The 24,814-nt window shown below is 61.7% G+C and carries 18 protein-coding genes; 6 read left to right on the top strand and 12 right to left on the bottom strand.

Annotation, left to right across the window (positions count from 1 at the left end; translation table 11 throughout):
• Nucleotides 1–6 precede the first annotated feature (6 nt).
• A complete protein-coding gene (gene miaB, locus KD146_RS17215) occupies nt 7–1,404 on the bottom strand; it encodes a tRNA (N6-isopentenyl adenosine(37)-C2)-methylthiotransferase MiaB (protein ID WP_212660058.1) in 1,398 nt (465 codons plus the stop codon).
• A gap of 97 nt (nt 1,405–1,501) precedes the next feature.
• Here miaB and KD146_RS17210 point away from each other — a divergent pair, with 97 nt between their 5' ends.
• The 5 genes from KD146_RS17210 to KD146_RS17190 all read left to right on the top strand — a co-directional run bounded on the left by KD146_RS17210 (nt 1,502) and on the right by KD146_RS17190 (nt 7,345).
• Complete coding sequence (locus tag KD146_RS17210) at nt 1,502–1,702, top strand: hypothetical protein (protein WP_212660057.1); 201 nt, start codon at nt 1,502–1,504, stop codon at nt 1,700–1,702.
• Nucleotides 1,703–1,838: 136 nt separating this feature from the next.
• Nucleotides 1,839–3,560 carry a sensor histidine kinase gene (locus tag KD146_RS17205; RefSeq protein ID WP_212660056.1) on the top strand — a complete coding sequence of 574 codons (1,722 nt, stop codon included), beginning with the start codon at nt 1,839–1,841 and terminating at the stop codon, nt 3,558–3,560.
• Nucleotides 3,561–3,692: 132 nt separating this feature from the next.
• Entirely contained in the window at nt 3,693–3,962 is a 270-nt protein-coding gene (gene rpsO / locus KD146_RS17200; protein WP_212660055.1) for a 30S ribosomal protein S15, read from the top strand.
• A 379-nt stretch (nt 3,963–4,341) separates the two neighbouring features.
• Nucleotides 4,342–6,471, top strand: coding sequence for a polyribonucleotide nucleotidyltransferase (gene pnp, locus KD146_RS17195; protein WP_212660054.1), 2,130 nt, complete (start codon nt 4,342–4,344; stop codon nt 6,469–6,471).
• A gap of 244 nt (nt 6,472–6,715) precedes the next feature.
• Entirely contained in the window at nt 6,716–7,345 is a 630-nt protein-coding gene (locus KD146_RS17190) for a L,D-transpeptidase (RefSeq protein WP_212660053.1), read from the top strand.
• A gap of 163 nt (nt 7,346–7,508) precedes the next feature.
• Here the strand turns inward: KD146_RS17190 and KD146_RS17185 are convergent, their stop codons facing one another.
• The 11 genes from KD146_RS17185 to KD146_RS17135 form a co-directional block, all read right to left on the bottom strand.
• The gene (locus KD146_RS17185; RefSeq protein ID WP_212660094.1) at nt 7,509–8,075 is read right to left on the bottom strand and encodes a NifU family protein; all 567 of its coding nucleotides are present in this window, start codon (nt 8,073–8,075) and stop codon (nt 7,509–7,511) included.
• Nucleotides 8,076–8,178: 103 nt separating this feature from the next.
• Nucleotides 8,179–8,646, bottom strand: coding sequence for a universal stress protein (locus tag KD146_RS17180; RefSeq protein WP_212660052.1), 468 nt, complete (start codon nt 8,644–8,646; stop codon nt 8,179–8,181).
• A gap of 11 nt (nt 8,647–8,657) precedes the next feature.
• Complete coding sequence (trpS, locus tag KD146_RS17175; RefSeq protein WP_212660051.1) at nt 8,658–9,689, bottom strand: tryptophan--tRNA ligase; 1,032 nt, start codon at nt 9,687–9,689, stop codon at nt 8,658–8,660.
• 64 nt (nt 9,690–9,753) lie between these two features.
• On the bottom strand, nt 9,754–11,313 hold the full coding sequence (gene murJ, locus KD146_RS17170) for a murein biosynthesis integral membrane protein MurJ (protein ID WP_212660050.1): 1,560 nt from the start codon (nt 11,311–11,313) through the stop codon (nt 9,754–9,756).
• Nucleotides 11,314–11,316: 3 nt separating this feature from the next.
• Nucleotides 11,317–14,112 (bottom strand): [protein-PII] uridylyltransferase, encoded by a 2,796-nt coding sequence (locus KD146_RS17165; protein WP_212660049.1) that lies wholly within the window; start codon nt 14,110–14,112, stop codon nt 11,317–11,319.
• Entirely contained in the window at nt 14,093–16,807 is a 2,715-nt protein-coding gene (gene mutS, locus KD146_RS17160) for a DNA mismatch repair protein MutS (RefSeq protein WP_212660048.1), read from the bottom strand. The genes KD146_RS17165 and mutS overlap by 20 nt, the downstream gene beginning before the upstream one ends.
• A 179-nt stretch (nt 16,808–16,986) precedes the next feature.
• The gene (locus KD146_RS17155; RefSeq protein ID WP_212660047.1) at nt 16,987–17,799 is read right to left on the bottom strand and encodes a DUF2189 domain-containing protein; all 813 of its coding nucleotides are present in this window, start codon (nt 17,797–17,799) and stop codon (nt 16,987–16,989) included.
• A 140-nt stretch (nt 17,800–17,939) separates the two neighbouring features.
• The gene (locus KD146_RS17150; RefSeq protein WP_212660046.1) at nt 17,940–19,565 is read right to left on the bottom strand and encodes a glycoside hydrolase family 43 protein; all 1,626 of its coding nucleotides are present in this window, start codon (nt 19,563–19,565) and stop codon (nt 17,940–17,942) included.
• A gap of 143 nt (nt 19,566–19,708) precedes the next feature.
• Entirely contained in the window at nt 19,709–21,016 is a 1,308-nt protein-coding gene (gene xylA / locus KD146_RS17145) for a xylose isomerase (RefSeq protein ID WP_212660045.1), read from the bottom strand.
• Nucleotides 21,013–22,476 carry a xylulokinase gene (gene xylB / locus KD146_RS17140; RefSeq protein WP_212660044.1) on the bottom strand — a complete coding sequence of 488 codons (1,464 nt, stop codon included), beginning with the start codon at nt 22,474–22,476 and terminating at the stop codon, nt 21,013–21,015. The genes xylA and xylB overlap by 4 nt, the downstream gene beginning before the upstream one ends.
• A 91-nt stretch (nt 22,477–22,567) precedes the next feature.
• On the bottom strand, nt 22,568–23,611 hold the full coding sequence (locus KD146_RS17135; RefSeq protein WP_282222396.1) for a LacI family DNA-binding transcriptional regulator: 1,044 nt from the start codon (nt 23,609–23,611) through the stop codon (nt 22,568–22,570).
• A gap of 123 nt (nt 23,612–23,734) precedes the next feature.
• On the opposite strand from KD146_RS17135, the gene KD146_RS17130 reads away from it, so the two are divergent.
• On the top strand, nt 23,735–24,745 hold the full coding sequence (locus KD146_RS17130) for an aldose epimerase family protein (RefSeq protein ID WP_212660043.1): 1,011 nt from the start codon (nt 23,735–23,737) through the stop codon (nt 24,743–24,745).
• Nucleotides 24,746–24,814: the final 69 nt, after the last annotated feature.

The following is a 24,814-nucleotide window of genomic DNA, read 5'->3' as shown; positions in this document are numbered from 1 at the left end:
CATGGATCAGGCGGCGGCGACCGCCTTGAGCCGCCCGACCAGTGAATTGGTGGAGGTACCGATGATCTCGACCTGGTGAATGGCCCCTATCAGCTCGGGACTACCATCCAGGTGCACGGCCTGAAGATAAGGGGAACGGCCGCCGACCTGACCGGGCAGGCGGCCAGGGCGTTCGATCAGCACGGGCAGGGTCTTGCCGACGCAAGAGGCATGGAACGCCGTCGTCTGGGCATTGACCAGATCCTGCAGCCGCCACAGGCGTTCATTCTTGACGTCTTCAGGAACCTGATCGCCCAGATTGGCGCCGGGGGTGCCCGGACGGGTCGAGTATTTGAAAGAATAGGCCGAGGCATAGCCGACATCGGCGATGATCTTGAGGGTGTCCTCGAAATCGGCATCGGTTTCACCGGGGAAGCCGACGATGAAGTCACCTGACAGCGCCATGTCGGGGCGCGCCGCCTTGATGCGCTCAATAATGGCCATGTATTCGGCCGCCGTGTGGCGCCGGTTCATGGCCTTGAGAATGCTGTCGGAGCCGGACTGCACGGGCAGGTGCAGATAGGGCATCAGGATATCGAGATCGCGATGGGCGTTCATCAGCACATCATCCATGTCGCGGGGATGGCTGGTGGTATAGCGCAGGCGCTCAAGCCCTGAAATTTCGGCAAGCAGATAGGCCAGCTCGCCCAGGCTGACACTGCGGCCGGCAGCATCCAGACCGTGATAGGCATTGACGTTCTGGCCCAGCAGGGTGATTTCCTTGACCCCGGCATCGACCAGGCTGCGCGCTTCGGCAATCACCTGTGCGACGGGACGGCTGACCTCGGCGCCTCGGGTGTAGGGTACCACGCAGAAGCTGCAGAATTTGTCGCAGCCTTCCTGCACGGTCAAAAAGGCCGTCAGACCGCGCTTGATGGTCACTTCCTTACGTGCGGCAGGCAGGTGTTCGAACTTGTCCTCTTCGGGAAAGTCGGTATCGATCACGGCTTTTTTCAGCGAGGGGTGCATATGGCGCTGCGCTTGGGCGCGCGCCAGCATATCGGGGAGCTTGTGATAGGCCTGCGGGCCAAACACCATATCGACTACGGGTGCGCGGCGGGCAATCTCTTCGCCCTCGGCCTGTGCCACGCAACCGGCCACGCCGATCATCATGTCACCGCCCATGGCACGACGCTCGCCCTGCAATTCCTTGAGACGGCCCAGTTCGGAGAACACCTTCTCGGAGGCCTTTTCACGGATATGGCAGGTATTGAGCAGAACCAGATCGGCTTGCGCCATATCGAGCGTGGTCTCATAGCCGTGCGGCGCCAGCGCGTCGCTCATGCGATCACTGTCGTACACGTTCATCTGACAACCATAGGTCTTGATGAAGAGTTTTTTGGTATTGGCGCGCATCTCGGTCATGGAGCGCTCTGTACCAGAGGATGCGGGCTTATCAAAGCACCTGCAACCCTTCGGTGCCTCAAGGTGTTCTACCGTCAACCCCATGAGGAGAGAACACATGTCCGATACACCCGAAAAAACGACCGATGATGAAGCTGCTGCGATGAAGAATGGCAAGAAGCCGGGCCCCAAGACCTCGCCTGTGCAGGTGCGCAATGCCGGTGACGAGGCCCAGCCAGACACTCCCGAGAACTGGGATGAACAGGACGAAGCGCTCGATGAGAGCTTCCCTGCCAGCGACGCCACTGCCAAATACTGACGGATGATCCGTCGCACCCGCCAATGGCGGGTGCTCGTGGTTTCAGCTTTTTGAGCCTTCGCGCCGTCACCGGTTGTCATTATGGTGCGACGCGGGCCGCTGATTTTGTGACCAGGCCCCGCTCAGAAAGCGCAGCATGACCGGATCGTCCCAGAACATTGCCCAGCCGGCACAGCGTGAGCGTCCTCGGCGGCGCTTGCTGCGCTCGCTGCCGGTGGCGACCTATCTGGGTGCGCTTGTGCTGGTCATTCTGATCCCGGCGCTGGTGGTGTCACTGGTGTTGATCAATCGCAACAATCAGGCCCAGGAAGAGGTTGTGCGCAGTCTGACCAATGCGACGGTTCAGGCGGTGGGCCAGTCGGTTGAGCGCGAAATTGCCGGCATGGTCACCACGCTACGGGTGTTGTCGACCAGTGAACTGCTCAAGGCGGCTCAATTCCGCGAATTTCACGATCGCGCAGCGACAGCTCTGGCGGGTACCGGCGCCTATCTCATTGCGCTTGATGGCGCGTTCGACCAGATGCTCAACACCCGCGTACCCTATGGTGCTGCTCTCTCCCCCACCTCGGACCCCGCCACCGCCGCGCAGGCGATGCAGCGATCGGCCCCGACTGTCTCGGGGCTGTTTTTTGGCCGTACGGCGAGCCGGTGGGTGTTCAACGTGCTGCTGCAGGTTCCCGAAAATGAGCAGGTATCGCTGCTGGTGCTGACGCAGAACGCCGAGAATCTGGCTGGGGCGCTACAGTCGCGCCAATTGCCGGCGGGCTGGCATGCGGCCCTTGTCGACAGTGGCAATCTGGTGGTCGCGGCCACCCCCGATGCGGGCTTTGAAACGGGCAATGTGCTGCCCATGCGCCAGACACAGGATCAGCCCCCTGAAGAGTGGCAACGCGAGCGCTTTGACGGGCAGCAGGTGGTGACAGCTGAATGGCGCTCGGCCCTGTCGGGCTGGCGCGTGATTGCCTGGGCATCAACTGATGCGGTCGACCGGCCACTGGGGGATGCCCTGTTATGGCTGGCTGCCTGGGGCGTGATCATCGCGCTGGCAGCGGCGTTACTGGCGTTTCTGATTGCCGAACGCATTGGCATATCGGTGCGCGGCCTGCGACGCGACGCGCAGCGCCTGGGTCGGGGCGAGCCGGTGGCGGCCAAGGCCTATCCCGTGGCGGAAATTGCCGAGGTCTCCCGCGCGCTTGCCGATGCCTCGGCATCGCGACAGGCGGCGGACAACGAAGTCCGGTTCCTGATGCGCGAAGTTGCGCATCGCTCCAAGAACCAGATGACCGTGATTGCCGCGATGGCCCGGCAGACAGCACGCGGCGCCGATGACGTGCCCAGCTATGTGCAGTCATTTGAACGGCGCATTCAGGGTCTGGCGCGATCCACCGACCTTCTGCTGAACAATGGCCGGGCCGGCGTTGCGCTCGAAGAACTGGTGGAAAGCCAGATCGCCCCGTTCAGCCCCCCCGACACCGACAGGGTCGATGTTTCCGGACCTGCCGTTCGCCTGAACATGCAGGCCGCGCAGATCCTGGGCATGGCGGTGCATGAACTCTCGACCAATGCCGTCAAGTACGGCGCTTTCGGCGAAGGCGGCGGCACCCTTTCTGTGCGATGGACGCTCAGTGGTGAAACTCTGGACTTTGTCTGGCACGAGACGGTACCGCAGGCACTGACGGCCTCGGACCGCGTGGGCTTTGGTACTACGGTGCTCAAATCGATGGTCGGGCACTCGCTGGGCGCGGTGGTGGAACGGGATTGTCACGAGACCGGTATGGAATGGCGCTTTTCCATTCCGCTGTCGGCCATTGACCCCGAGCAGATGCCACCCCCGCCGGGTAGCCTGCTGGGCGAATAAAATCTGGCGTTCTGATGCCATTTGCCCTATAGGGACGCCTGTCTCTGACCTGCGGGTCGGTGGCATTCATGGCCCCTCCTGGACGACATCCCGGCAGGGGCGACCCAATCCTCCTTTGAAAGGATCTATCCGATGTCGATCACTGCTGAGCGCAAGACCGCTCTGATTCAGGAATACGCAACCACTCCAAACGACACCGGCTCGCCGGAAGTTCAGGTGGCCATCCTGTCCGAGCGCATTGCCAACCTCACCGAGCACTTCAAGGAACACGGCAAGGATAACCATTCCCGCCGCGGTCTGCTCAAGCTCGTTTCGACCCGTCGCAGCCTTCTCGACTACGTCAAGAAGGTCGATGACAGCCGTTACAAGACCTTGATCGAAAAGCTCGGCCTGCGCCGCTAGGCGCGCCAGTAGAATTGCGGATGCGGGGTTTTTCTCCGCATCTGCCTTCGCTGCCCTTTCCTGCCGATCAGAATGATACGGCAGGCAGCAGCGATAAGCGTAGACCGGCGAATGCCGGAGCATGGCAGGATTATTGGCCGCTCCCCGCCTCACGCTCGCAAAATCATCGCTTTGGTTTTGATCTCGTGAGGCACCCGAACACAACGGGAGCTGCTTGTTGTCTTGCCCATGTTTCGTCTTTGCCAGACGCAACAGCGCCTGATTTTGAGCCCGGGTCACACATGGGGTGGGACAGCGGGTGCGGGCGCACCGGATGAGTTCGCGGGATGACCTACGCCCCTGCGTTACCGCTCAGACGGCAGAAATGGAAAGACAAGACATGACCATCAATTTTGACTACCACAAGGTCGAGCTGAACTGGGGCGGACAGCCCCTGACGCTCGAGACCGGTAAGATGGCCCGCCAGGCCGATGGCGCCGTGCTCGCCACCCTGGGTGAAACCGTGCTGCTGGCCACCGTCGTCAGCGCCAAGACCGCCAAGCCCGGCATCGATTTTTTCCCGCTGACCGTGAACTACCAGGAAAAGTATTTTGCCGCAGGCAAGATCCCCGGTGGCTACTTCAAGCGTGAAGGTCGCCCGACCGAGAACGAAACCCTGACCAGCCGCCTGATCGACCGTCCGATCCGCCCGCTGTTCCCCGCCGGCTACAAGCATGAGACCCAGGTGGTCATCACCGTGCTGCAGCATGACATGGAAAACAATCCAGACGTGCTGGCCATGGTCGCTGCTTCGGCTGCCCTGACCATTTCGGGCGTACCCTTCATGGGTCCGATCGGCGCAGCGCGCGTTGGCTATGTCGACGGCGAATATGTGCTGAACCTGCCCATCGATCGTCGTAGCGAATCCAAGCTTGACCTGGTGATGGCCGGTACCGAAGACGCCGTTCTGATGGTGGAATCGGAAGCCAAGGAACTCAGCGAAGAAGTGATGCTGGGCGCCGTGATGTTCGGCCATGGCGAAAGCCGCAAGGTGATCCAGGCGATCATCAAGCTGGCCGAACTGGCTGCCAAGGATGCCCGTGACTTTGAACCTGTTGATCACTCGGCGCTGGAAGCCGAAATGCTCAAGCTGGTCGAAGCCGACCTGCGGACAGCCTACAAGCTGACCAAGAAGGAAGAGCGCTATGATGCCGTCGATGCCGTCAAGGCAACGGCAAAGGCACATTTTGCTGATCGCGTCGAAGCTGGCGAAATCTCGGCTGAAGATGTTGGCGCCGTGTTCAAGTCGCTGCAGGCCAAGGTCGTGCGCTGGAACGTTCTGGATACCGGCCTGCGCATCGATGGTCGCGATCTGAGCACTGTGCGTCCGATTGTTTCGGAAGTCGGCGTTCTGCCGCGCACCCATGGTTCGGCCGTGTTTACCCGCGGCGAAACCCAGGCGCTGGTTGTTGCCACGCTGGGCACCGGCGAAGACGAGCAGTACATCGACAGCCTTGAAGGCACCTACAAGCAGAACTTCCTGCTGCACTACAACTTCCCTCCATACTCGGTGGGTGAAGCTGGTCGCATGGGCTCCCCGGGCCGTCGCGAAATCGGCCACGGCAAGCTTGCCTGGCGCGCGATCAACCCGATCCGTCCTTCGGTTGAAGAATTCCCCTACACGATCCGTGTTGTGTCCGAGATCACCGAGTCCAACGGCTCGTCCTCGATGGCAACCGTTTGCGGCACCTCGCTGGCGCTGATGGATGCGGGTGTTCCACTGGCTCGTCCCGTGGCCGGTATCGCCATGGGCCTGATCCTGGAAGGCGAAAAGTTCGCTGTTCTCAGCGACATTCTGGGTGATGAAGATCACCTGGGCGACATGGACTTCAAGGTGGCTGGCACCGAAGACGGCGTCACCAGCCTGCAGATGGACATCAAGATCGCTGGCATCACCGAGGAGATCATGAAGATCGCCCTCGAACAGGCCAAGGGCGGCCGTATCCACATCCTGGGCGAAATGGCCAAGGCCATCACCGCGTCCCGTTCGGAAGTGGGCGAGTTCGCACCGCGCATCGAGACCATGAAGATCCCGACCGACAAGATCCGTGAAGTGATCGGCACCGGCGGCAAGGTGATCCGCGAGATCGTCGAAAAGACCGGCGCCAAGATCAACATCGACGACGATGGCACGATCAAGATCTCGTCCTCGGACGGCAGCGAAATCGAAGCCGCCATCAAGTGGATCAAGTCGATCACCGATGAGGCTGAAGTCGGCGCCATCTATCAGGGCACCGTGGTCAAGACCGCCGATTTTGGCGCGTTCGTGAACTTCTTTGGCGCCAAGGATGGTCTGGTCCATATCAGCCAGCTGGCCGAACAGCGCGTTGCCAAGACCACCGATGTGGTCAAGGAAGGCGACAAGGTCTGGGTCAAGCTGCTGGGCTTTGACGAGCGTGGCAAGGTTCGCCTGTCGATGAAGGTCGTCGATCAGGAAACCGGCAAGGAAATCGTGGCGGCTGCCGAGTAATCGAGCCCCCGACAATTAATTGAAGGCCCGGAGCAATCCGGGCCTTTTTTGTTGCATGGCTGCCCTGCGCGCACGGCAGAAATCATCACATTGGCGAGAGGAACCCCTTGGCGTGCAGCGCGTTAGGGCAGTGAGGCTTTCCTGCACTAGCGAAGTCTCTGGTCCGGGCATAGTTGACTGCTCGACGCATCAAATCGCGCCTGTTCCGTTTTAGGGTTTTGCTTTGCTTACTCGACGTTTGTTCATGATCGGCCTCTCGGCCACCGCACTGACCGCCTGTGCTTCGAACCGCACCCCGGTTACCCGCGAGCCCCAGATCGATCCGTATTACCAGGCCATGTATGGCGCCAACTATACCGAGAAGTTCCCGGTAGAGGCGACCGATCTGCGCCGTGTTGATCCCCAGTTCTGGCGTCAGGAGGTCGCATACGTGACCTCAGAGCGTCCAGGAACGCTGGTGGTCGATACGCCGGCCCGCTTCCTCTATCTGGTGCTCGAAGACGGTCGTGCGCTGCGCTACGGCATTGGCGTGGGCAAGACCGAGGCTCTGGTGTTCCGTGGCACCGCCACCATCGGTCGCAAGGCCCAGTGGCCGCGCTGGACGCCAACGCGTTCGATGATCGAGCGCGAGCCCGACCGCTACGGCCCCTATGCCGGCGGCATGGAAGGTGGCCCGGAGAACCCATTGGGTCCACGCGCATTGTACCTCTACAAGGACGGCCGCGACACGCTGTTCCGCCTGCACGGCACGACCGAGCCCTACACCATCGGCACCAATGTTTCCTCGGGCTGCATTCGCCTGATGAACCAGGACATTATTGACCTCTATGGTCGTGTGCCCACCGGCGCCAAGGTCGTGGTGATCAACAGCTAATCGGTCCCCCGGGCCAATGCCGCGGCAGCGGCCAGACTTGTTTCGGAATCCGTAGTCACCGAATCGAGATTGGCCGCTGCCGCGACACTGGTCCGGGGACAGACATCAAAAAAGCCCCGGTGAGTGATCACCGGGGCTTTTTGCTTGCTGCTATACCAGACAATCAGACCTGCTGCACGGCCTCAACACCGGGCACGAAGTGCCGCAACAGGTTTTCGATACCGCTCTTGAGCGTGGCGGTGGACGATGGGCAACCCGAGCAGGCGCCTTGCATGTGCAGGAAGACGGTGCCTTCCTTGAAGCCCTTGAAGGTAATGTCGCCGCCATCCATGGCCACGGCAGGCCGGACGCGGGTGGCGAGCAGCTCCTTGATCACTTCAACGGTTTCGCTGTCCTCTTCTTCGAAGAACTCGTCGACCTCATCGAGATTGGCCACTTCAACACCGCCTTCGACGATGACGGGCTTGCCCGAGAGGAAGTGGTCCATGATGACGCCTAGAATGGCGGGCTTGATGTGTGCCCAATTAGTGTCATCCTTGGTCACCGAAATGAAATCGGAGCCCATGAACACGCCGGTGACGCCAGAAATCGCGAACAGGCCCGTGGCCAGCGGCGAGTTGGCCGAGGCTTCCAGGCTGCGGAAGTCGCGCGGCTCGCCAACCAGCACATCACGCCCGGGCAAGAATTTCAGCGTCGACGGATTTGGAGTGGCTTCGGTCTGGATGAACATCGGCTTGCCTTTGGCAATATGCAATTAGAACGTTTCTAAAATAGACTTTTGGTGGCCGAGCGCAAGGGCATTTCGCGCCGGGCAGGGGTGCAGCCAGTTCAGATCAGCAGATGTCGATAATTTCGGCATCGCTCATGCGCCCAGGAACCACGGTCAGCGGGATCGGCAGCGCATGGGCGCGAGCGGCAAAGTGCATGACGAGCGGGCCGGGGCCCTCGCCGGTCGAGGCTGCGAGCACCAGAATGGCGATGCCGCGGTCCTCATTGATCACGCGCTCAATCTGTTCAGCGCCTTCGCCTTCGCGGATGACCGACTCGACCTTGACCTCGCCAATGTCGCGAATGCGGGCCAGACGGGCATCGAGATTGCGCTCGGCCTCTTCGACAGCCTCGGCGCGCAACACGTCTTCAACGCCCAGGCCAATAAATTCGGGCTTTTCGACCACGCTCATCAGCACCACCGTGCCACCGGTGCGCTTGACGCGATAGGCGGCAAAAGTCAGGGCGCGATCGCATTCGACGGTTTCGTCGATGACCACGAGGAATTTGCGCTTGTATTCGGTCTCGTACATGGCCGGACCTCCTAGCGGACGAAGCCAACAATATTGCGAACGTCGTTCATCACAGGCTGGGCAATCGCGCGGGCACGATCGGCACCGTCGCGCAGAATAGCATCCATTTCAGCGTGATCTGCAACCAGGCGTTTCATCTCGTCGGCTATGGGTGAGAGCACAGACACCGCAAGCTCGGCCAGCGCCGGCTTGAAAGCGCCCCAGCCCTGGCCACCATACTGAGCCAGCACATCATCAACGCTGGTATTGGAAAGCGCAGCATAGATGCCCACCAGGTTTTCGGCCTCGGCCCGTCCGGCCAGACCGGCCGCCTCGCTGGGCAGGGCGTCGGCATCGGTGGTAGCGCGCTTGATCTTTTTGGCGATCAGGTCGGCGCCGTCCATCATGTAGATCGTTGAAAGGTCCGAGGCGTCGGACTTGCTCATCTTCTTGGTGCCGTCCTTGAGGCTTTTGACGCGCATGGCGGGGCCGGTGGCCAGCGTTTCGGTGACGGGGAAGAAGTCACCGCGATGCCCGTTCGCCTTGATCTGCTTTTTGAAGTCGTGATTGAACTTCTTGGCGATGTCGCGGGTCAATTCGAGATGCTGACGCTGATCTTCGCCAACCGGCACACCGGTGGACTTGTAGAGCAGGATGTCTGCCGCCATCAGCGATGGATAGGCGAACAGGCCCAGCGAGACATTTTCGGCATTCTCACCAGCCTTGTCCTTGAACTGGGTCATGCGTTCCATCCAGCCCATGCGGGCCACGCAATTGAAGATCCAGCTTAGCTCGGCATGTTCCATGACCTGGGACTGGTTGAAGATGATCGACTTCTTGGGATCGAGCCCGGCGGCGATATAGGCCGCGGCGATCTCATAGGTCCAGCGCTTGAGGTCGGCGGGATCCTGCCAGACCGTGATGGCGTGCATATCGACCACGCAATAGATGGTCTCGTGCGTTTCCTGCAGCGGCACAAAGCGGCGGATGGCGCCCAGATAATTGCCCAGATGCAGGTCGCCCGAGGGCTTGATGCCCGAAAAGACGCGGGGAGTGAAAGCCATAAGAGAAGTACCCATCAGGTTTAGCAGCCTGCCGAATTACACCGGCGGGCCATCAGGATGCAAGTCAGCCACGCCGGCGCAGCCGCGCCAACACCATGCCCAGAGGCTGAGCGCCGGTGACGTGGACCAGGGTGAAATAGAGCACGGTGCCGAACATACAGATAGCAAACAGCGCTGCAATCTGGATCAGCAAGGCGCCATCGGGCGCAAAGATCGCCTCGGCGCGCTGGCCCAGCACATAAAGCGCGGCGGCCATTATCAGGGCGCTGGCAATGGTCAGGACATGCCTGCGCAGCGATACGAGGGTGAGCACGAAATAGCCGCGCCGGGCCAGAAACAGCGCGAGCAGCACAGCATTGAGCCAGGACGATATGGTGGTGGCCAGTGCAATGCCGACATGCTGCATTGAAGGAAACAGCCAGAGCGAGATACCGATATTGGCGACAACCGACAGCCCGGCAAAGACGGTGGGGGTGACCGTGTCCTTGCGCGAGAAAAAGCCCGGCTGCAGCACCCGGATAAGCACGAAGGCGGGCAGGCCCCAGGCGAAGCCGACAAGCGCTTCGGCCACGGGCACGGTGGCGGCCGCATCAAAGGCGCCCCGTTCGAACAAGACCCGGACAATGGGTACCGACAGCGCAGCCAGCGCGGCGGCGGCGGGCATGGCCAGCAGCATGGAGAGCAAAAGCGACTGATCCTGGCTCCTGGCGGCCTCAACGTCGCGGCCAGCGCTCAGATGCCGGCTGAGTTCTGGCAACAGCACGGTGCCGATGGCAATGCCGATAATGCCCAGCGGCAATTGGTAGAGCCGGTCGGCATAGCCGAGGATCGAAATCGTGCCGTCCACGCTGGACGCGATGACCGTGCCGACCAGAATATTGATCTGGGTGATGCCGCCCGCCAGGATCGCTGGAACAGCCAGCATCCAGAAGCGGCGCACTTCGGGGTTGGGTCGGGGCAGGCCGATACGCGGCACAAAGCCCGAGCGGCGAACGGCGCCATAGACCAGCGCCAATTGGGCGATGCCGCCCAGCATGGTGGCAATGGCCACCCAGAAGGCCGCGTCAGCCTTGTCTTCGAGCACCAGAATGGCCAGCGGCACGAGCGCGGCGATGTTGACGATATTGAGGATGACGGGGGCAAAGGCGGCCGCAAAGAAGCGCCCCAGCGTATTGAGGATGGCGCCATAGGCCGCCATCAGCGACATGCAGGCAAGATAGGGGAACATGATGCGTGTCAGAAACACGGTCAGCGCGAACTTTTCTGGGTCATCAAAGCCGGGCACGAAGACCCGCATGATGGGCTCCATGAAGATTTCGGCCAGAATGGTCACCACGACGATCGTGGCGACCAGCCAACTCATTATGCGGCTGGCGAGCAGTCTGGCCGCCTCGTCGCCCTGCGTCTCGAGCGCATTGGAGAACATGGGCACGAAGGCGGTGTTGAAGGCGCCTTCGGCGAACAGCCGACGGAACAGATTGGGAAAGCGGAACGCAGCGTTGAAGGCGTCGGCAGCGGGGCCGATGCCGAGCACGGCGGCCATCAGCGCGTCGCGGGCAAAGCCGGCAATGCGCGAGAGCAGGGTCAGCCCGCCCACGGAGAGAAAATTGCGGTACAGGCTCACGCGCTAGCCATTGTTCGGCTTGGCCTCGAGCTTGGGGTGAAACACCGCCATCAGCGAATCATGGATCTTGCGCTGCCGCGGCTTGCTGGTGATCTTCTGACCGATCAGATCGGTGACATAGAACACGTCGACCGCCTTTTCGCCGTAAGTGCCGATATGGGCCGAGCCAATGGTCAGGTTAAGATCGGCGATCTGATGGGTCAGCGCATGCAGCAGGCCGGTGCGATCGAGCCCCGAGACCTCGATAACCGTGAATTTTTCCGAGAGGGCGTTGGAGACGGTGACCTGGGTGGGCAGGGCAAAGGGTTTCAGGCGGCGATTGAGCCGGCTGTCCTTGCCCAGATCGATCAGGATATTGCGCTTGCCCTGCAGCAATTGCTTGACGGTATCGATGATGCGGGTGGCGCGAACTTTTTCGTCTTCATCGGAAGTGAAGGCGCGGCGCAGGCGGAAGGTATCGATGGCGCGGCCGTCGCGGGTCGAGAAGATCTGCGCCCCGATGATCGACGCATCCTGCATGGTACAGGCGCCAGCGATCAGCGAGAGCAGTCGCGGGTGGTCAGGGGTGTAGAACGACACCTCGGTGATGCTCTCAAACGCCTTAATGCGGATCGAGCCGGCAAAGGCTTCATCGGTCTTGTCAGCCAGCCGTATCATGCGGGCATGTTCGACCTGCAATTCGGGTTCGGCGCGCAGCCAGTAATGGTCGTAATGGCGCGCGACATAGGTCTGGACCTCTTCGGTCGGCCAGGCCTTGAGGCTATCGGCCAGTTCGGCGCGGGCCTGATTGATGCGGTCGGACTGGGTGACCTGGCTGTGGCCGCCCGAGAGCAGCGGCTCGGTGGCATAATAGAGCGCGCGCAACAGGCTGCCCTTCCAACCGGTCCAGACGCCGGGCCCCACCGCGCGAATATCGCAGGCGGTCAGGATCATCAGCAGCGCCAGACGCTGGGGGGACTGCACCACATCGGCAAAGGCCTTGGCGGTTTCGGGGTCCTGAATATCGCGGGCCTGAGCGATCTCGCTCATCAGCAGGTGATATTCGATCAGCCAGGAGACGGTGTCTGTTTCAGCGGCGGACAGACCCAGACGCGGACAGAAGCGGCGGGCAATGCGGGCACCGGCAATGGAGTGGTCCTCGGGACGGCCCTTGGCGATGTCATGGAGAAACAGCGCGACGTAAAGCAGCCGCGTATCGTTGAGCTGCGGCAGCAATTCATGGGTCAGCGGCAGTTGATCGGCCAACCCGCCATTGGCGATGTCAGCCATTACCCCGATGGAGCGGATCAGATGCTCATCGACGGTATAGTGGTGATACATGTTGAACTGCATCAGAGCGACGATCTTGCCAAATTCGGGCACGAACTTGCCCAGAACACCGCTCTCATTCATCTGCCGCAAAATGCGCTCGACCGATTTGGGCGATGTCAGAATGGTCAGAAAATAGCCATTGGCCCGGGGATCGGTCCGCACCTTCCTGTCAATCAGGCGCAGCGAGCGCGAGATGCGCTTAATGGCGTCGGGGTGAAACAGCAATTGTTCACGCCCGGCGACCAGAAACATGCGGATCAGATTGACCGGGTCGTTCTCGAACACATCGGGCGAGGCGATGTTGAGCCGGCCGGTATCGAGCACGAAATCAGTCTCGCCCTTGATCTTGCTGCGGCCCGGGCGGAACGGGGCCAGCACGCGGCCCACCAGATCCATATCCTTGGCGTGATTGAACTCAAGCGAAGCGCAGATGATGCGGGTCAGATCGCCCACATCCTTGGCGACCAGAAAATAGCGCTTCATGAAGCGCTCGACTCCCAGCATGCCGACACGCTGGGCATAGCCCATGCGTTCGGCCAGCTCGGGCTGCATGTCGAAGGTCAGCTTTTCCTCGGCGCGGCCGGTCAGGAAATGCAGATGACAGCGCACGGCCCAGAGGAAGTCGTCGGCGCGGGTAAAAATCCGGTATTCGGAGGCGCTCAGCACCCCCTTGCCGACCAGTTCATTGCTGGTCTTGACCTGATAGAAATACTTACCGATCCAGAACAGCGTATTGAGGTCGCGCAACCCGCCCTTGCCGTCCTTGATATTGGGTTCAACGACGTAGCGCGTATTGCCCATGACCTTGTGGCGCTCGTCGCGCTCGGCCATTTTGGCGGCGATGAACTCGGGGCCGGTCCTGGGCATGATCTCGGTTTCAAACCGGTGTACCAGCTGGCGGAACAAGTCCTTGTCGCCGGCCACAAAGCGCGCTTCAAGCGTGGCAGTGCGCACCGTCATGTCGGCGCTGGCCATGCGAATGCACTCATCGACCGACCGGACGGCATGGCCGACCTTCTGGCCCAGATCCCACAGCATATAGAGAATGTACTCGGTGACCTGCTCGCCCCAGGGCGTCTGCTTGTAGGGCAGGATGAACAGCAGATCGATATCGCTGCCCGGCGCCAGCGTGCCGCGGCCATAACCGCCCACGGCAGACAGTGCGATGGCTTCGGCACCAGAGGGATTGTCGACCGGATAGACACGGCGCGTGGCAAACATATGCACGGCGGTGATGATCTCGTCCTGGGCATTGCTCAGGTTCTGGGCGCAGCGAACACCCTTGCCGCTGGCGATCAGCTCGGCCTCGGCCTGCTTGCGGGCCTGGGCCAGGGTCTCGCGGATATGGGCGAGCACAGCGGCGCGCGCGGCACTGGACTTGGGCGCGTGATCACCAATAGCAGCATCAAGCTCGCCCAGAATGGTCTGGGCGGACTTCAGGGCGAATAGCGATTTTCGCGGCTTGGCTTCAGCTTCGACGAGCGTCATCGCGGATTTTCTTTAGTTCGTAGAGCGCTTCGATGGCTTGTTTGGGTGTCATCTCGTCGGGGCGAACCGCGTCGAGCGCTGTGAGTACGGGATCCTTTTGCACCGGGGCCGGAGCCACATGATGAGCAAAGAGCGGTAAATCATCTAACACGGTGGCTTTCTGGCTGGAAGAGGCGGTTCCGGCCGAGCGCTGTTCCAGAACAGTCAGCACCTGACGGGCACGGGCGAGAACCGGCTCGGGCAGACCCGCCAGTCGTGCCACCTGAATGCCGTAGGAGCGGTCCGCTGCCCCTGACCCCACCTCGTGCAGAAAAACAACCTCGCCCTCCCATTCGCGCACCTTCATGGTGACATTGGAGACCCGGCTGAGGGTTTTGGCGAGGCTGGTCAGCTCGTGGAAATGGGTGGCGAACAGTGCGCGGCAGCCCGTGGTTTCATGCAACGCCTCCACGGCGGCCCAGGCGATGGAAAGGCCATCAAAGGTTGCCGTGCCGCGGCCGATCTCGTCGAGCACCACCAGCGAGCGGCGGGTGGCGCGATTGAGAATGGCGGCAGTCTCGACCATTTCAACCATAAAGGTGGAGCGGCCATGAGCGATGTCGTCGCTGGCGCCGACGCGGGAAAAGACCCGGTCGATGACACCGATATGGGCCGAACTGGCGGGCACAAAACTGCCCATCTGCGCCAGAATGGCAATCAGTGCATTCTGCCGCAAGAAGGTAGACTTACCGCCCATATTGGGACCCGTGACCAGCCAGAGCCGGCCGCCGCCGCTGGCATCGTCACCAGACAGATCAGCATCATTGGCAACAAAGCTCTGGCCCTCGGCCATGACCATGTCTTCGACGACCGGGTGGCGGCCGCCAACAATGTCAAAGGCCAGCGAGTTGTCGATATCAGGACGGGTATAGCGGCGGGTAGCGGCCAGATGAGCCAGCGCCGTGGTGACATCGGCCTCGGCAATGGCGTCGGCCAGACCGCGCAGCACATCGGTGTGGTTGAGCACATCGTAGCGCAGGCTGGCAAAGACCTTGCGCTCAATATCGAGCGCGGCTTCGTGTGCCTTGGCGATGCGCCCTTCGAGATCGGCCAGCTCGGTGGTGGTGAACCGCATGGCATTGGCCATGGTCTGGCGGTGGATGAAGATGTCGCGGTGCGGATCTTCAAGCAGCTTGGTGCCATGGGCGGCTGGCACTTCCACGAAATAGCCCAGCACACCATTGTGCCGGATTTTCAGGGAGCGAACATCGGTCTCCTCGATCAACCGTGCCTGCAGGGCCGCCACCACGTCCCGTGTCTGGCTTGCCAGAGCCCGCTCGTCATCAAGGGTCTGATCATAGCCCTTGCGCACAAAGCCACCGTCGCGGCTGAGCAGGGGAACTTCATCGTCAAGCGCCAGCGCGAGATGGGAAGCCAGCGGCAGCGGCGCTGCAGCCAGAGTCCGGGCCAGTCGAACAAGAACTGCGGGTGCATCGGCCAGATCGGCAATATGGGCAGATAGCGCGGCGGCGGCGCTGATCGCCTTGCCGATGGCGACCAGATCGCGTGGACCCCCGCGGTCCAGCGCCAGCCGGGTGAGGGCACGCGCCAGATCGGGTACCGCCTTGAGGTCGGTGCGCAGCCGACCGGTCAGCATGGTATCATTGGCCAGCAATTGTACCGCATCAAGACGTTCATTGATCTGACCAGCATCGGCCAGCGGCGCGGCCAGTCGGGCCGAGAGCAGGCGCGAACCGGGGGCGGTCACCGTCAGATCGATGACGTGTCGCAGCGAACCGCGGGCCTGACCGCGCTGGGTCTGGTGCAGTTCCAGGCTGGAGCGGGTGGCCTGATCAATGGCCAGGTATTTGCTGGTGGTTTCGGCCTTGGGGGCGCGCAGGGCAACGCCGACCCCCTTCTGGCTTTCGCGCACATAGGCGAGGATGGCCCCCAGAGCCGAGCGGCTGGCGCGCGACAGGATTGAGGGATCGAACGTGTCGTCGGGGAAGGCCTCGCGCAGGGTTGCCGTGGCGGCTTCGCTGTCAAAACTCTCGGGGGGCGCTGCGTGGGCGATATCGGCCCAGCCGGGCGCGAACAGATGCCGGTCGACGAGCGTCAGCCGGGTGGCCTCGGTCAGCAGGAATTCGGCAGGATTGATGCGGGCCATTTCATCCTGAAGCTGTTCGGCGGTCAGATCGGCGGTAAAGGTCTCGCCGGTCGAGACATCGGCCCAGGCCAGAGCAAAATCGGTGTCGCCATGGCGCACCATGGACAGGGCCGCCAAAAAATTGGAGCTGCGCGCATCGAGGTGATCATCCTCGGTCAGCGTGCCAGCGGTGATCAGGCGGACAACGTCACGGCGCACCACCGATTTGGCGCCGCGCTTCTTGGCTTCCTTGGGGTCTTCCATCTGCTCGCAAATGGCGACGCGATGGCCCAGCTTGACCAGCTTGTTGAGATAATCATTGGCGGCATGGATGGGCACGCCGCACATGTGGATGTCTTCGCCCAGATGCTTGCCACGCTTGGTCAGCACAATGCCCAGCGCAGCGCTGGCGATCTCGGCATCCTCAAAGAACAGTTCGTAGAAATCGCCCATGCGATAGAACAGCAGATAGCCGGGATTGACCGCCTTGATCTCGAAAAACTGCGCCATCATCGGCGTGAGGGTGGCCGGTGGCGGGCTGGCGACGGCCTGGGAAGAAGTCTTGTCCATAAGCTCGGGCGGTTCGCGATCAAAAGAGCGCAGAACTTAGGCGCTTCGCAACCAGAAGCCAACCGGGCACAGCGCTGCTGCGACCCGGTTTGCCAGTGGTTTTTATCGTTTGAGCGGACCGCTCCAGCTGTAGGGGGCAGAGCGTGCGCAGGCGCGGTCCGGCGGGGGCGGGCAACGGCCTATTGGCGGATCAGCGATGCGTTGTCGATCAGTTTGCGGTAAAGGTGCCAGGTGGCATGGCCAAAGATCGGAATGATGATGGCCAGGCCGACAAAGAGCGGGATGGTACCGATGAACAATCCGGCCCCGACCAGCGCGCCCCAGGCCAGCATTGGCAAGGGGTTCTTCAGCACGGCGCGGAACGAGGTCTCGACCGCAACAAAGGCCCCGACATCGCGATCGAGCATCAATGGAAAGGCGATGACGCTGGTGCACAGCGTGGCCAGCGCAAACAGCGCGCCCAGCATGGTGCCCACGATCAGCAGGGTAGTGCCGCCCGGTTCGGTGAAGATCTGCGCGAGCAAGCCGTCCAGCGTCTGCGGCGTGCTGGCGCCGAACAGGCTTTCATAGAGCGCCTGCGCTGTGGTCAGCCAGAGCGTGAACAGCACCAGCAGCATGACCCCGACAGCGGCAATCGAGCCAATGGCGGGAGATTTTAGCACGTCGAAGGCATGGCCCCAGGAGGCCTCGAGCCCCTGTTCGCGGCGGCGAGAGATTTCATATAGGCCCAGGGCGGCAAAGGGTCCGATTAGGGCAAAGCCACCGATCAGCGGATAGAGCAGGGGCCAGGTGTGGTAGCCGTTCATCCACACGGTCAGCACGATGCCGACAATGGGATAGATGATGGCCAGCATGGCGTAGTGGCTGGGCTTCTCCCAGAAATCGGCGAACCCCAGACGCAGGACATCTCCCAAGTCTGCGATCGAAATGCGGCAAATGACTGGCAGGTCGAGCTTGTCGCCGGCACCGGAAATCACATGGAAATGGGCCATGTCCGTCCTCCTCCCCTGTTGCAGAGAGCGTGCGCCAGGACGGCCAGTCAGATACGGGGCGGTCGAAGCGAACGCGGTCTGAGAGGGGGGAGGTTAGACCCGAACCGGGGCGCTGTCTGCCCCGGCTTGGGATATCGTGATCAGATTTCGTAGCGATCGGAATGATGCTGGACGGGGCGATAGGTGAAGTAGTCGAAATCGGCCGTCTTGGCCGTGCCGTTCAGATCCTGTGCCGCCACGCCAACAAAGGCACCGGTGAAGCTGCCATGGGCCTGGTGCCCACCACACTCGTCCGAGAGCAGCGAGGCATCGAGCACCGGGCCGATCGGCTGCAATTCCTGACCTTCAAGGGCATAGAAGAACTGCAGGGCGCGGCCACGGATGGTGAGCGCCAGCCGGATCTTGCCGGTATCGGGGATCGATACAGGATCGGCCGGGAATTCCAGATTGCCGTCGGGCCAGCTCATCTCCGAGCTCATGATCAGCAATTCGCGTTTGCCGTCAGAATGGGCTGTCACAGCCAGATAGAAGAAATTGTAGCGGCTGTAATAGGCGGTCAGACCCGCCATGGTCCGCTCATCGGCAGGCGTAAAATCGACGGTGGTTTCGGCATCATAGCTGAAATGGGTCTGGCGGCGGGCCACCAGGGACTGCTCGAACCACGAGCCAATCGACTCCCGGCCGATCAGGCGCAGCTTGCCACTATCGGTATTGAAGATGCGTTCTGGCTCGGGCGTGCGCAGCCACTGGAAGTCAACGGGCAAGCCCTTGTCGAAGCTGTAGCGCTGCTCTGCCCAGTAGGATGTCTCGTCACGGGTGCCGGGCACCTCGACATGCAGCGATGGCACGGGACCCTGTTTCACGTGAATCCAGTCGTCATCACCCCAATAGGCCTCCTGGATCGCGGTTTCGCGGCCCAGAACACAGCGACGATCCTGCGTGGTGGGGCGACCGGTCAGATGCACAAGGAAGGTCTTGCCCTCGGGGGTCTCGACCAGATCGCCGTGGCCGGCCCGCTGCAGGGCCGCAAAAGGCGCGTCCTTTGAGGTCAGGATGTGTTTGTCGGGATGGGTTTCGTAGGGACCGTCGATATTGCGCGAACGGGCAAAGGTCACCGCATGATCATAGGCTGTGCCGCCCTCCGCGGTGAGCAGATAATACCAGGGTTTGCCGTCCTTGCCGTTGCGCTTGTAGAGGTGCGGACCTTCGACCAGCTTAAGGTCGGTGCCCTGATAGATATTCTTGACCGGCCCGACGAGCTTTTCGGCGATCGGATCAAACTCCTGCAGCGCAATACCGGCGAACAGCAATGGCCGGCGGCGGTGGTCCCAGGTCATGTTGACGAACCATTTGCGGCCATCATCATCGTGGAACAGGCTGGGGTCGAAACCCGAGGAATTGGTATAGATCGGGTCGGACCAGGGGCCCTCGATCTTATCGGCCCAGACGATGTAATTGTGCGCGTCCTTGAACGAGCCGTCCTTGCGCTTGACGTCGGTATAGACCAGCCAGAATTTTTTGCCGTCATGGGTGAGGCAGGGGGCCCAGACGCCACAGCTATCGGGGTCGCCGCGCATGTCGAGCTGGGTCTTGCGGTTGAGCGGACGCGTCACAAGCGTCCAGTTGGCGAGGTCCTTGGAGTGGTGGATCTGTACGCCTGGAAACCATTCAAAGGTCGAGGTGGCGATATAATAATCATCGCCGACGCGCAGAATGGACGGGTCCGGATTAAAGCCGGGCAGAATGGGATTGGTAATTTGCGGCATGATGGGGGCCTTTGCGAAGCGAAATGCCAACACCACAACCACGCGTCACCCTCGGGCTTGTCCCGAGGGCTTTGCACTTGCGGTGCGCTGGTAAATGAAGGGCCCTCGGGTCAAGCCCGAGGGTGACGACCCGTCCCTGCGAATCAGACGAAACGGTTGATCAGGTTTTCGAGATATTCCTGCTGACCCGAGCGTGGCTGCGGGTTGATGTTTTCCGCCTCGACCTTGGCAGCCAGATCGGCCAGTGACACCTTGCCATCAAGGATCGCCTTGCCATCGGGCGAATTCCAGCCGGCATAGCGCTCGTCGACCGTCTTGTCATAGGTGCCGTCTTCGATCAGGGCCGCAGCGGCCTTGAGCGAGCGGGCGAGCACATCGAGACCGCCAATGTGGCCATGCAGCAGGTCAGCCGGGTCGATCGACTGGCGGCGCAGCTTGGCGTCGAAGTTCCAGCCACCCGAGTTCAGCCCACCGGCCTTGAGGATCTGGTAGAAAGCCAGCGTGGTTTCGGGAACATTGTTGGGGAACTGGTCGGTGTCCCAGCCGGACTGGATGTCATTGCGGTTGGCGTCGACCGAACCGAGAATGCCCAGCGAGGCAGCCAGCGCCAGTTCGTGCTCAAAAGTGTGGTTGGCGAGGAAGGCGTGGCCGACCTCGATATTGCACTTCACATCCTTTTCCAGACCGTACTTCTTGAGGAAGCCATAGACGGTGGCGACGTCAAAATCATACTGGTGCTTGGAGGGTTCCTGCGGCTTGGGTTCGATCAGGATCTGGCCCTTGAAGCCGATCTTGTGGGCATGCTCGATGACCATGTGCAGGAAGCGGCCCATCTGGTCCTGTTCCTGACCGATCTTGGTATTGAGCAGGGTCTCATAGCCCTCACGACCACCCCACAGCACATAGTTGGCGCCACCCAGTTCGTGGGTCAGCTCCAGCACGTTCTTCACCTGGCCAGCGGCATAGGCAAAGACCTCCGGATCAGGATTGGTCGCGGCGCCCGACATGTAGCGACGGTTGGAGAACAGGTTCGCGGTGCCCCAGAGCAGCCGGGTGCGGCTGGTTTCCATCTTGCGGGCGAAGATCTCGCCAATGGCGCGCACATTGCGGTTGGATTCGGCGAGCGTGGCGCCTTCGGGTGCAATATCGGCGTCGTGGAAGCAGAAGAAGGGCACATCAAGCAGATCGAACAGTTCGAAGGCCACATCGGCCTTCATGCGCGCGCCATCCATACCATTGTCGAACCAGGGACGATCATAGGTGCGACCGCCAAACGGGTCGCCGCCCTCATAGGCAAAGGTGTGCCAGTAGGCGACGCCGGGGCGGATATGATCCTCCATGCGCTTGCCAGCGACGATCTCGTCCTTGTTGTAGTGGCGATAGGCCAGCGGATTGGTGCTGTCGGGGCCTTCAAACTTTACCGGCGCAATGCCCTTGAAAAAATCAGTCACGAAATTGCCTCCTCGATGGCGGGGTAGAGCGCAGAAAAGCGCGCATATTGATCGGAATAGGCGGCCGACAGGGTCTTGTCGGGCGCAATGACAGTCTTGATTGGCGGCATGGTCATCACCGTGGCCGGGCTGGCGCCCTCGGCAGCGCACAGCCCAAGGCGGGCAGCCCCCAGAGCGCCGCCAAAGTCGCCGTCTTCGGGCAGGGCGATTTCCATGTCGAGATTGGTGGCGATCATCTTGAGCCACAATGCGCTTCTGGAGCCACCACCCACTGCCAGCAGGCGATCGATCCTGGTGCCGGCGTCAGCCAGCACGCGCTGGCTGTCGCGGAAGGCAAAGGTCACGCCCTCCATGACAGCCTGGGCGAGCCTGGCCGGGTCGGAGAGATGGCTGAGGCCGACAAAGCTTCCGCGCGCGCCCGAATTGTTGTGCGGGGTGCGTTCACCCGAGAGATAGGGCAGGAAGATTTCCTCGCCCGGTCCGGTGAACTGGGCTTCGGCGGCGCCAGACAAGGCGGCCTGATTCTGGCCAGTAATTTTGCTCAGCCAGTTCAGCGAATCGGTGGCCGAGAGGATCACGCCCATCTGGTGCCAAGTATCGGGCACGGCATGGCAAAAGGCATGCACGGCACCTTCGGTATTGGGGCGGAACTTGTCGTTGCAGACGAACAGCACGCCCGAGGTGCCCAGCGAAACGAAGCCTTCGCCGGGCCGAATGGCACCAATCCCGCAGGCCGAGGCGGCATTGTCACCGGCACCGCCGGCGACCACGACATTGGCATCCATGCCCCAGCGCTGGGCAAATTCGCGTTTCAGCGCGCCCGAGGGGGCCGAACCTTCGACCAGCGTCGGCATGTGGCCGCGATTGAGGCCGGTCACCGCCAGGAGTTCATCGGACCAGTCGCGCTTGCCGACATCGAGCCAGAGCGTGCCGGCGGCATCGGACATGTCCTCGACATGCTCGCCGGTCAGCAGAAGGCGGATATAGGCCTTGGGCAGCAGAACCTTGGCAATTCTGGCGAAGATTTCGGGTTCGTGCTTGCGCACCCAGACAATCTTGGGGGCGGTAAAGCCGGGCATGGCGATATTGCCGGCAATGGCGCGCAAACCTGGCAGCGCCGCTTCCATTTCGACGCATTCAGCTGCCGAGCGACCGTCATTCCACAGGATGCAGGGGCGCAGAACGTCGTCATTCTTGTCGAGCAGGGTGGCGCCATGCATGTGGCCGGACAGGCCAATGCCGCGCACCGCGGCGAGTTCACTGGGGTGCGATTTGGACAGCGCGTCCACAGCAGCCAATGTCGCTGTCCACCAGTCGGTCGGGTTCTGTTCGGACCATCCGGGATGGGGACGCACGGGCTCGACAGCGGCAGCGGAGGCTTCGCCGAGCGCGCGGCCATGCTCGTCGATCAGCAGGACCTTGACGCCCGAAGTGCCGATATCAATGCCGAGATAGGTCATGAGGCACGTACCTCAAGTCTGGTCATGTGAAACATCTGAACGTCCTCCCAGCCCGTTTCGGGCCACGCCGGTTTGATGAATGGCGCTGTTATTAGCGCAGATTGTCGCGCAGGAAAATACCGATTTCAATGGGGTCGGCCGCGCCGATGGTATTACCACCCAAAGCCAGGGTCCGTGCAGCGGTCAGCGCCTCACGAATTTCGCCGTCCGGATTCTGGTCCAGAACAACGTCGATGGCGCCCGATTGCAGGCCCCGTCGGGTGGGTTCGGTCAGTTCATGGGCAATGACGCGAATGGCGCCTGAACGCGCCGATTCCTCAAGCGCCGCTACAAGACCGGCATTACCGGCACCCAGATTGTAGATCCCCGCCAGATCGGGGTGGCGTGCCAGCAAATCGCCGACAATGGCCTGGGTTTCCCGACGCTCGTCGTGCCCCTCAATGGGCCCAAGCAGTTCAACGGCACCAAATTCGGCGGCCAGAGCAGACTGAAAACCACCAAGCCGATCAATATGATCGCGCAGATGCAGCGAACCGGCGATGACGGCAACCTTACCGCCCTGGGGCAGGAAGCGCCCCATCAGCGAGGCTGCCGTGCGACCCGCCGCGACATTGTCGATACCGATGAAATGGCGGCGCTGTGTGCCGGGCAGGTCGGACACCAGAGTCATGACGGCTATGCCGCGCCGCGTAGCATCATCGACAGCGGTGACCACCGATGGCTCCTGGCTGGCAACAATGATGGCGCAATCGCAATCAGGGGGTTCAAGCGCGTCCAGGGCCTGGGCCAGCGCGTCGCCATCGAGTGCCTTGATGCGGCGGGTGCGGATATGCATGCGCTCGGCCAGGGCGGGTCCGGCGCGGCGGGTCACGGCCTCGGCGAGGCTGGTCATGAATTCATTGGAGCCATCGGGAATGAAGAAGCTCAGGCGCAGATCGCGCGCTCGTGCCAGCAGCGAGGCCGACAGATCACGCTGAAAGCCGATTTCGGCGATGGCAGCCTCGACCTTTTCAGCCGTGACGGCGCGGACGCCGGGTCGGCCATTGAGAACCCGATCCACGGTGGCGAGGGATACGCCGGCAGCGCGGGCCACGTCATGGACGGTGGCGCGGCGTTTCAACCCGATCTCGTTCACGCATGCTCCTTGAATTGCCTGGCCGGAGCTTTGGCAGTCATCACCAAAAGGTCAAGTGCGACGTTGCAGCTATCGGCGAAAGCAGGATAGACCTTGCGCCAAATTCACAAGGGGGAGCTGACCATGGCCATCGCGGTCTCGAATTTCGGCACGTTCAACGACAAGCGGGTGGATCAGTTTCGGCTGGTCAGCGACACCGGGGTAACGGTCGATCTGATCGGTTACGGCGTGGCTGTCCGCGACTGGCGGGTGCCGGTTGCCAATGGGGAGCGCACCGTGGTGCTGGGGTTTGATAGCCTTGAAGCCTATCTCGAACACAGCCCGCATTTCGGCGCTCTGGCCGGCCGGGTAGCCAATCGAATCAAAAACGCATCGTTTGAGCTGAACGGCAAGACCTACCAGTTGCCGCCCAATGCCGGTTCGCTGCAATTGCATGGCGGCGAGGAAGGTCTGGGACGCCAAGTCTGGCAGGGGCAGGTCGATGAGGCCAATAACGCGGTGCGTTTCACCCATTTCAGCCCGGATGGCGCCATGGGCTATCCGGGCAATGTCAATTTCTCGGCGACCTATTCGCTCAAGGGCAATGCGCTGCGCCTCGAGCTCGCCGCCACCACCGATACGGCGACCCCGATCAGTCTGGTACAGCACCAGTATTTCAATCTGGGCACGACCGATGACGTGCTGGACCACGCCATTCAGGTCAATTCGAGCGCCATTACCGAGCTGGGCGACGATCTGGCACCAACGGGGGCCATCCTGCCATCACGCGGCACCAAGTTTGATTTGCGCACCCCACGCACCATGCGTGACGCGGATGGACATCCCGTGGCTTATGATGTGGGCATGGTGCTCGATACCGGCCGCAAGCATGCCGACCCGATCGCCACGGTCGTTGCGCCGGATGAGTCGCTGACGCTCAAGCTGTGGAGCGACCGGCCGGGCGTACAGGTCTATAACGGGGTATGGACCGATGTTCCCGTGCCGGGCCTGAATGGCAAGCATTATGGCAAGCATTCGGGCTTTTGCCTTGAAGATCAGGCCTTTGCTGACGCCGTGCATAATCCGCACTTCCCCAATGTGATCTATTCGCCAGAGCGGCCCTATAGCCATTGGTGCGAAATCGAGATCGGCTAAGACCTGACCTGCGCCACGCTGCTGCCACCGCCCGTCAGCAGCGTGGTGAGATGATGCTCCTGCAATAGT

Origin of the sequence: Devosia litorisediminis (assembly GCF_018334155.1) — a bacterium.
Lineage (GTDB): Bacteria > Pseudomonadota > Alphaproteobacteria > Rhizobiales > Devosiaceae > Devosia > Devosia litorisediminis.
The sequence above is the reverse complement of the archived record's forward strand: the minus strand, read 5'-3'. Positions and strand labels throughout refer to the sequence as shown.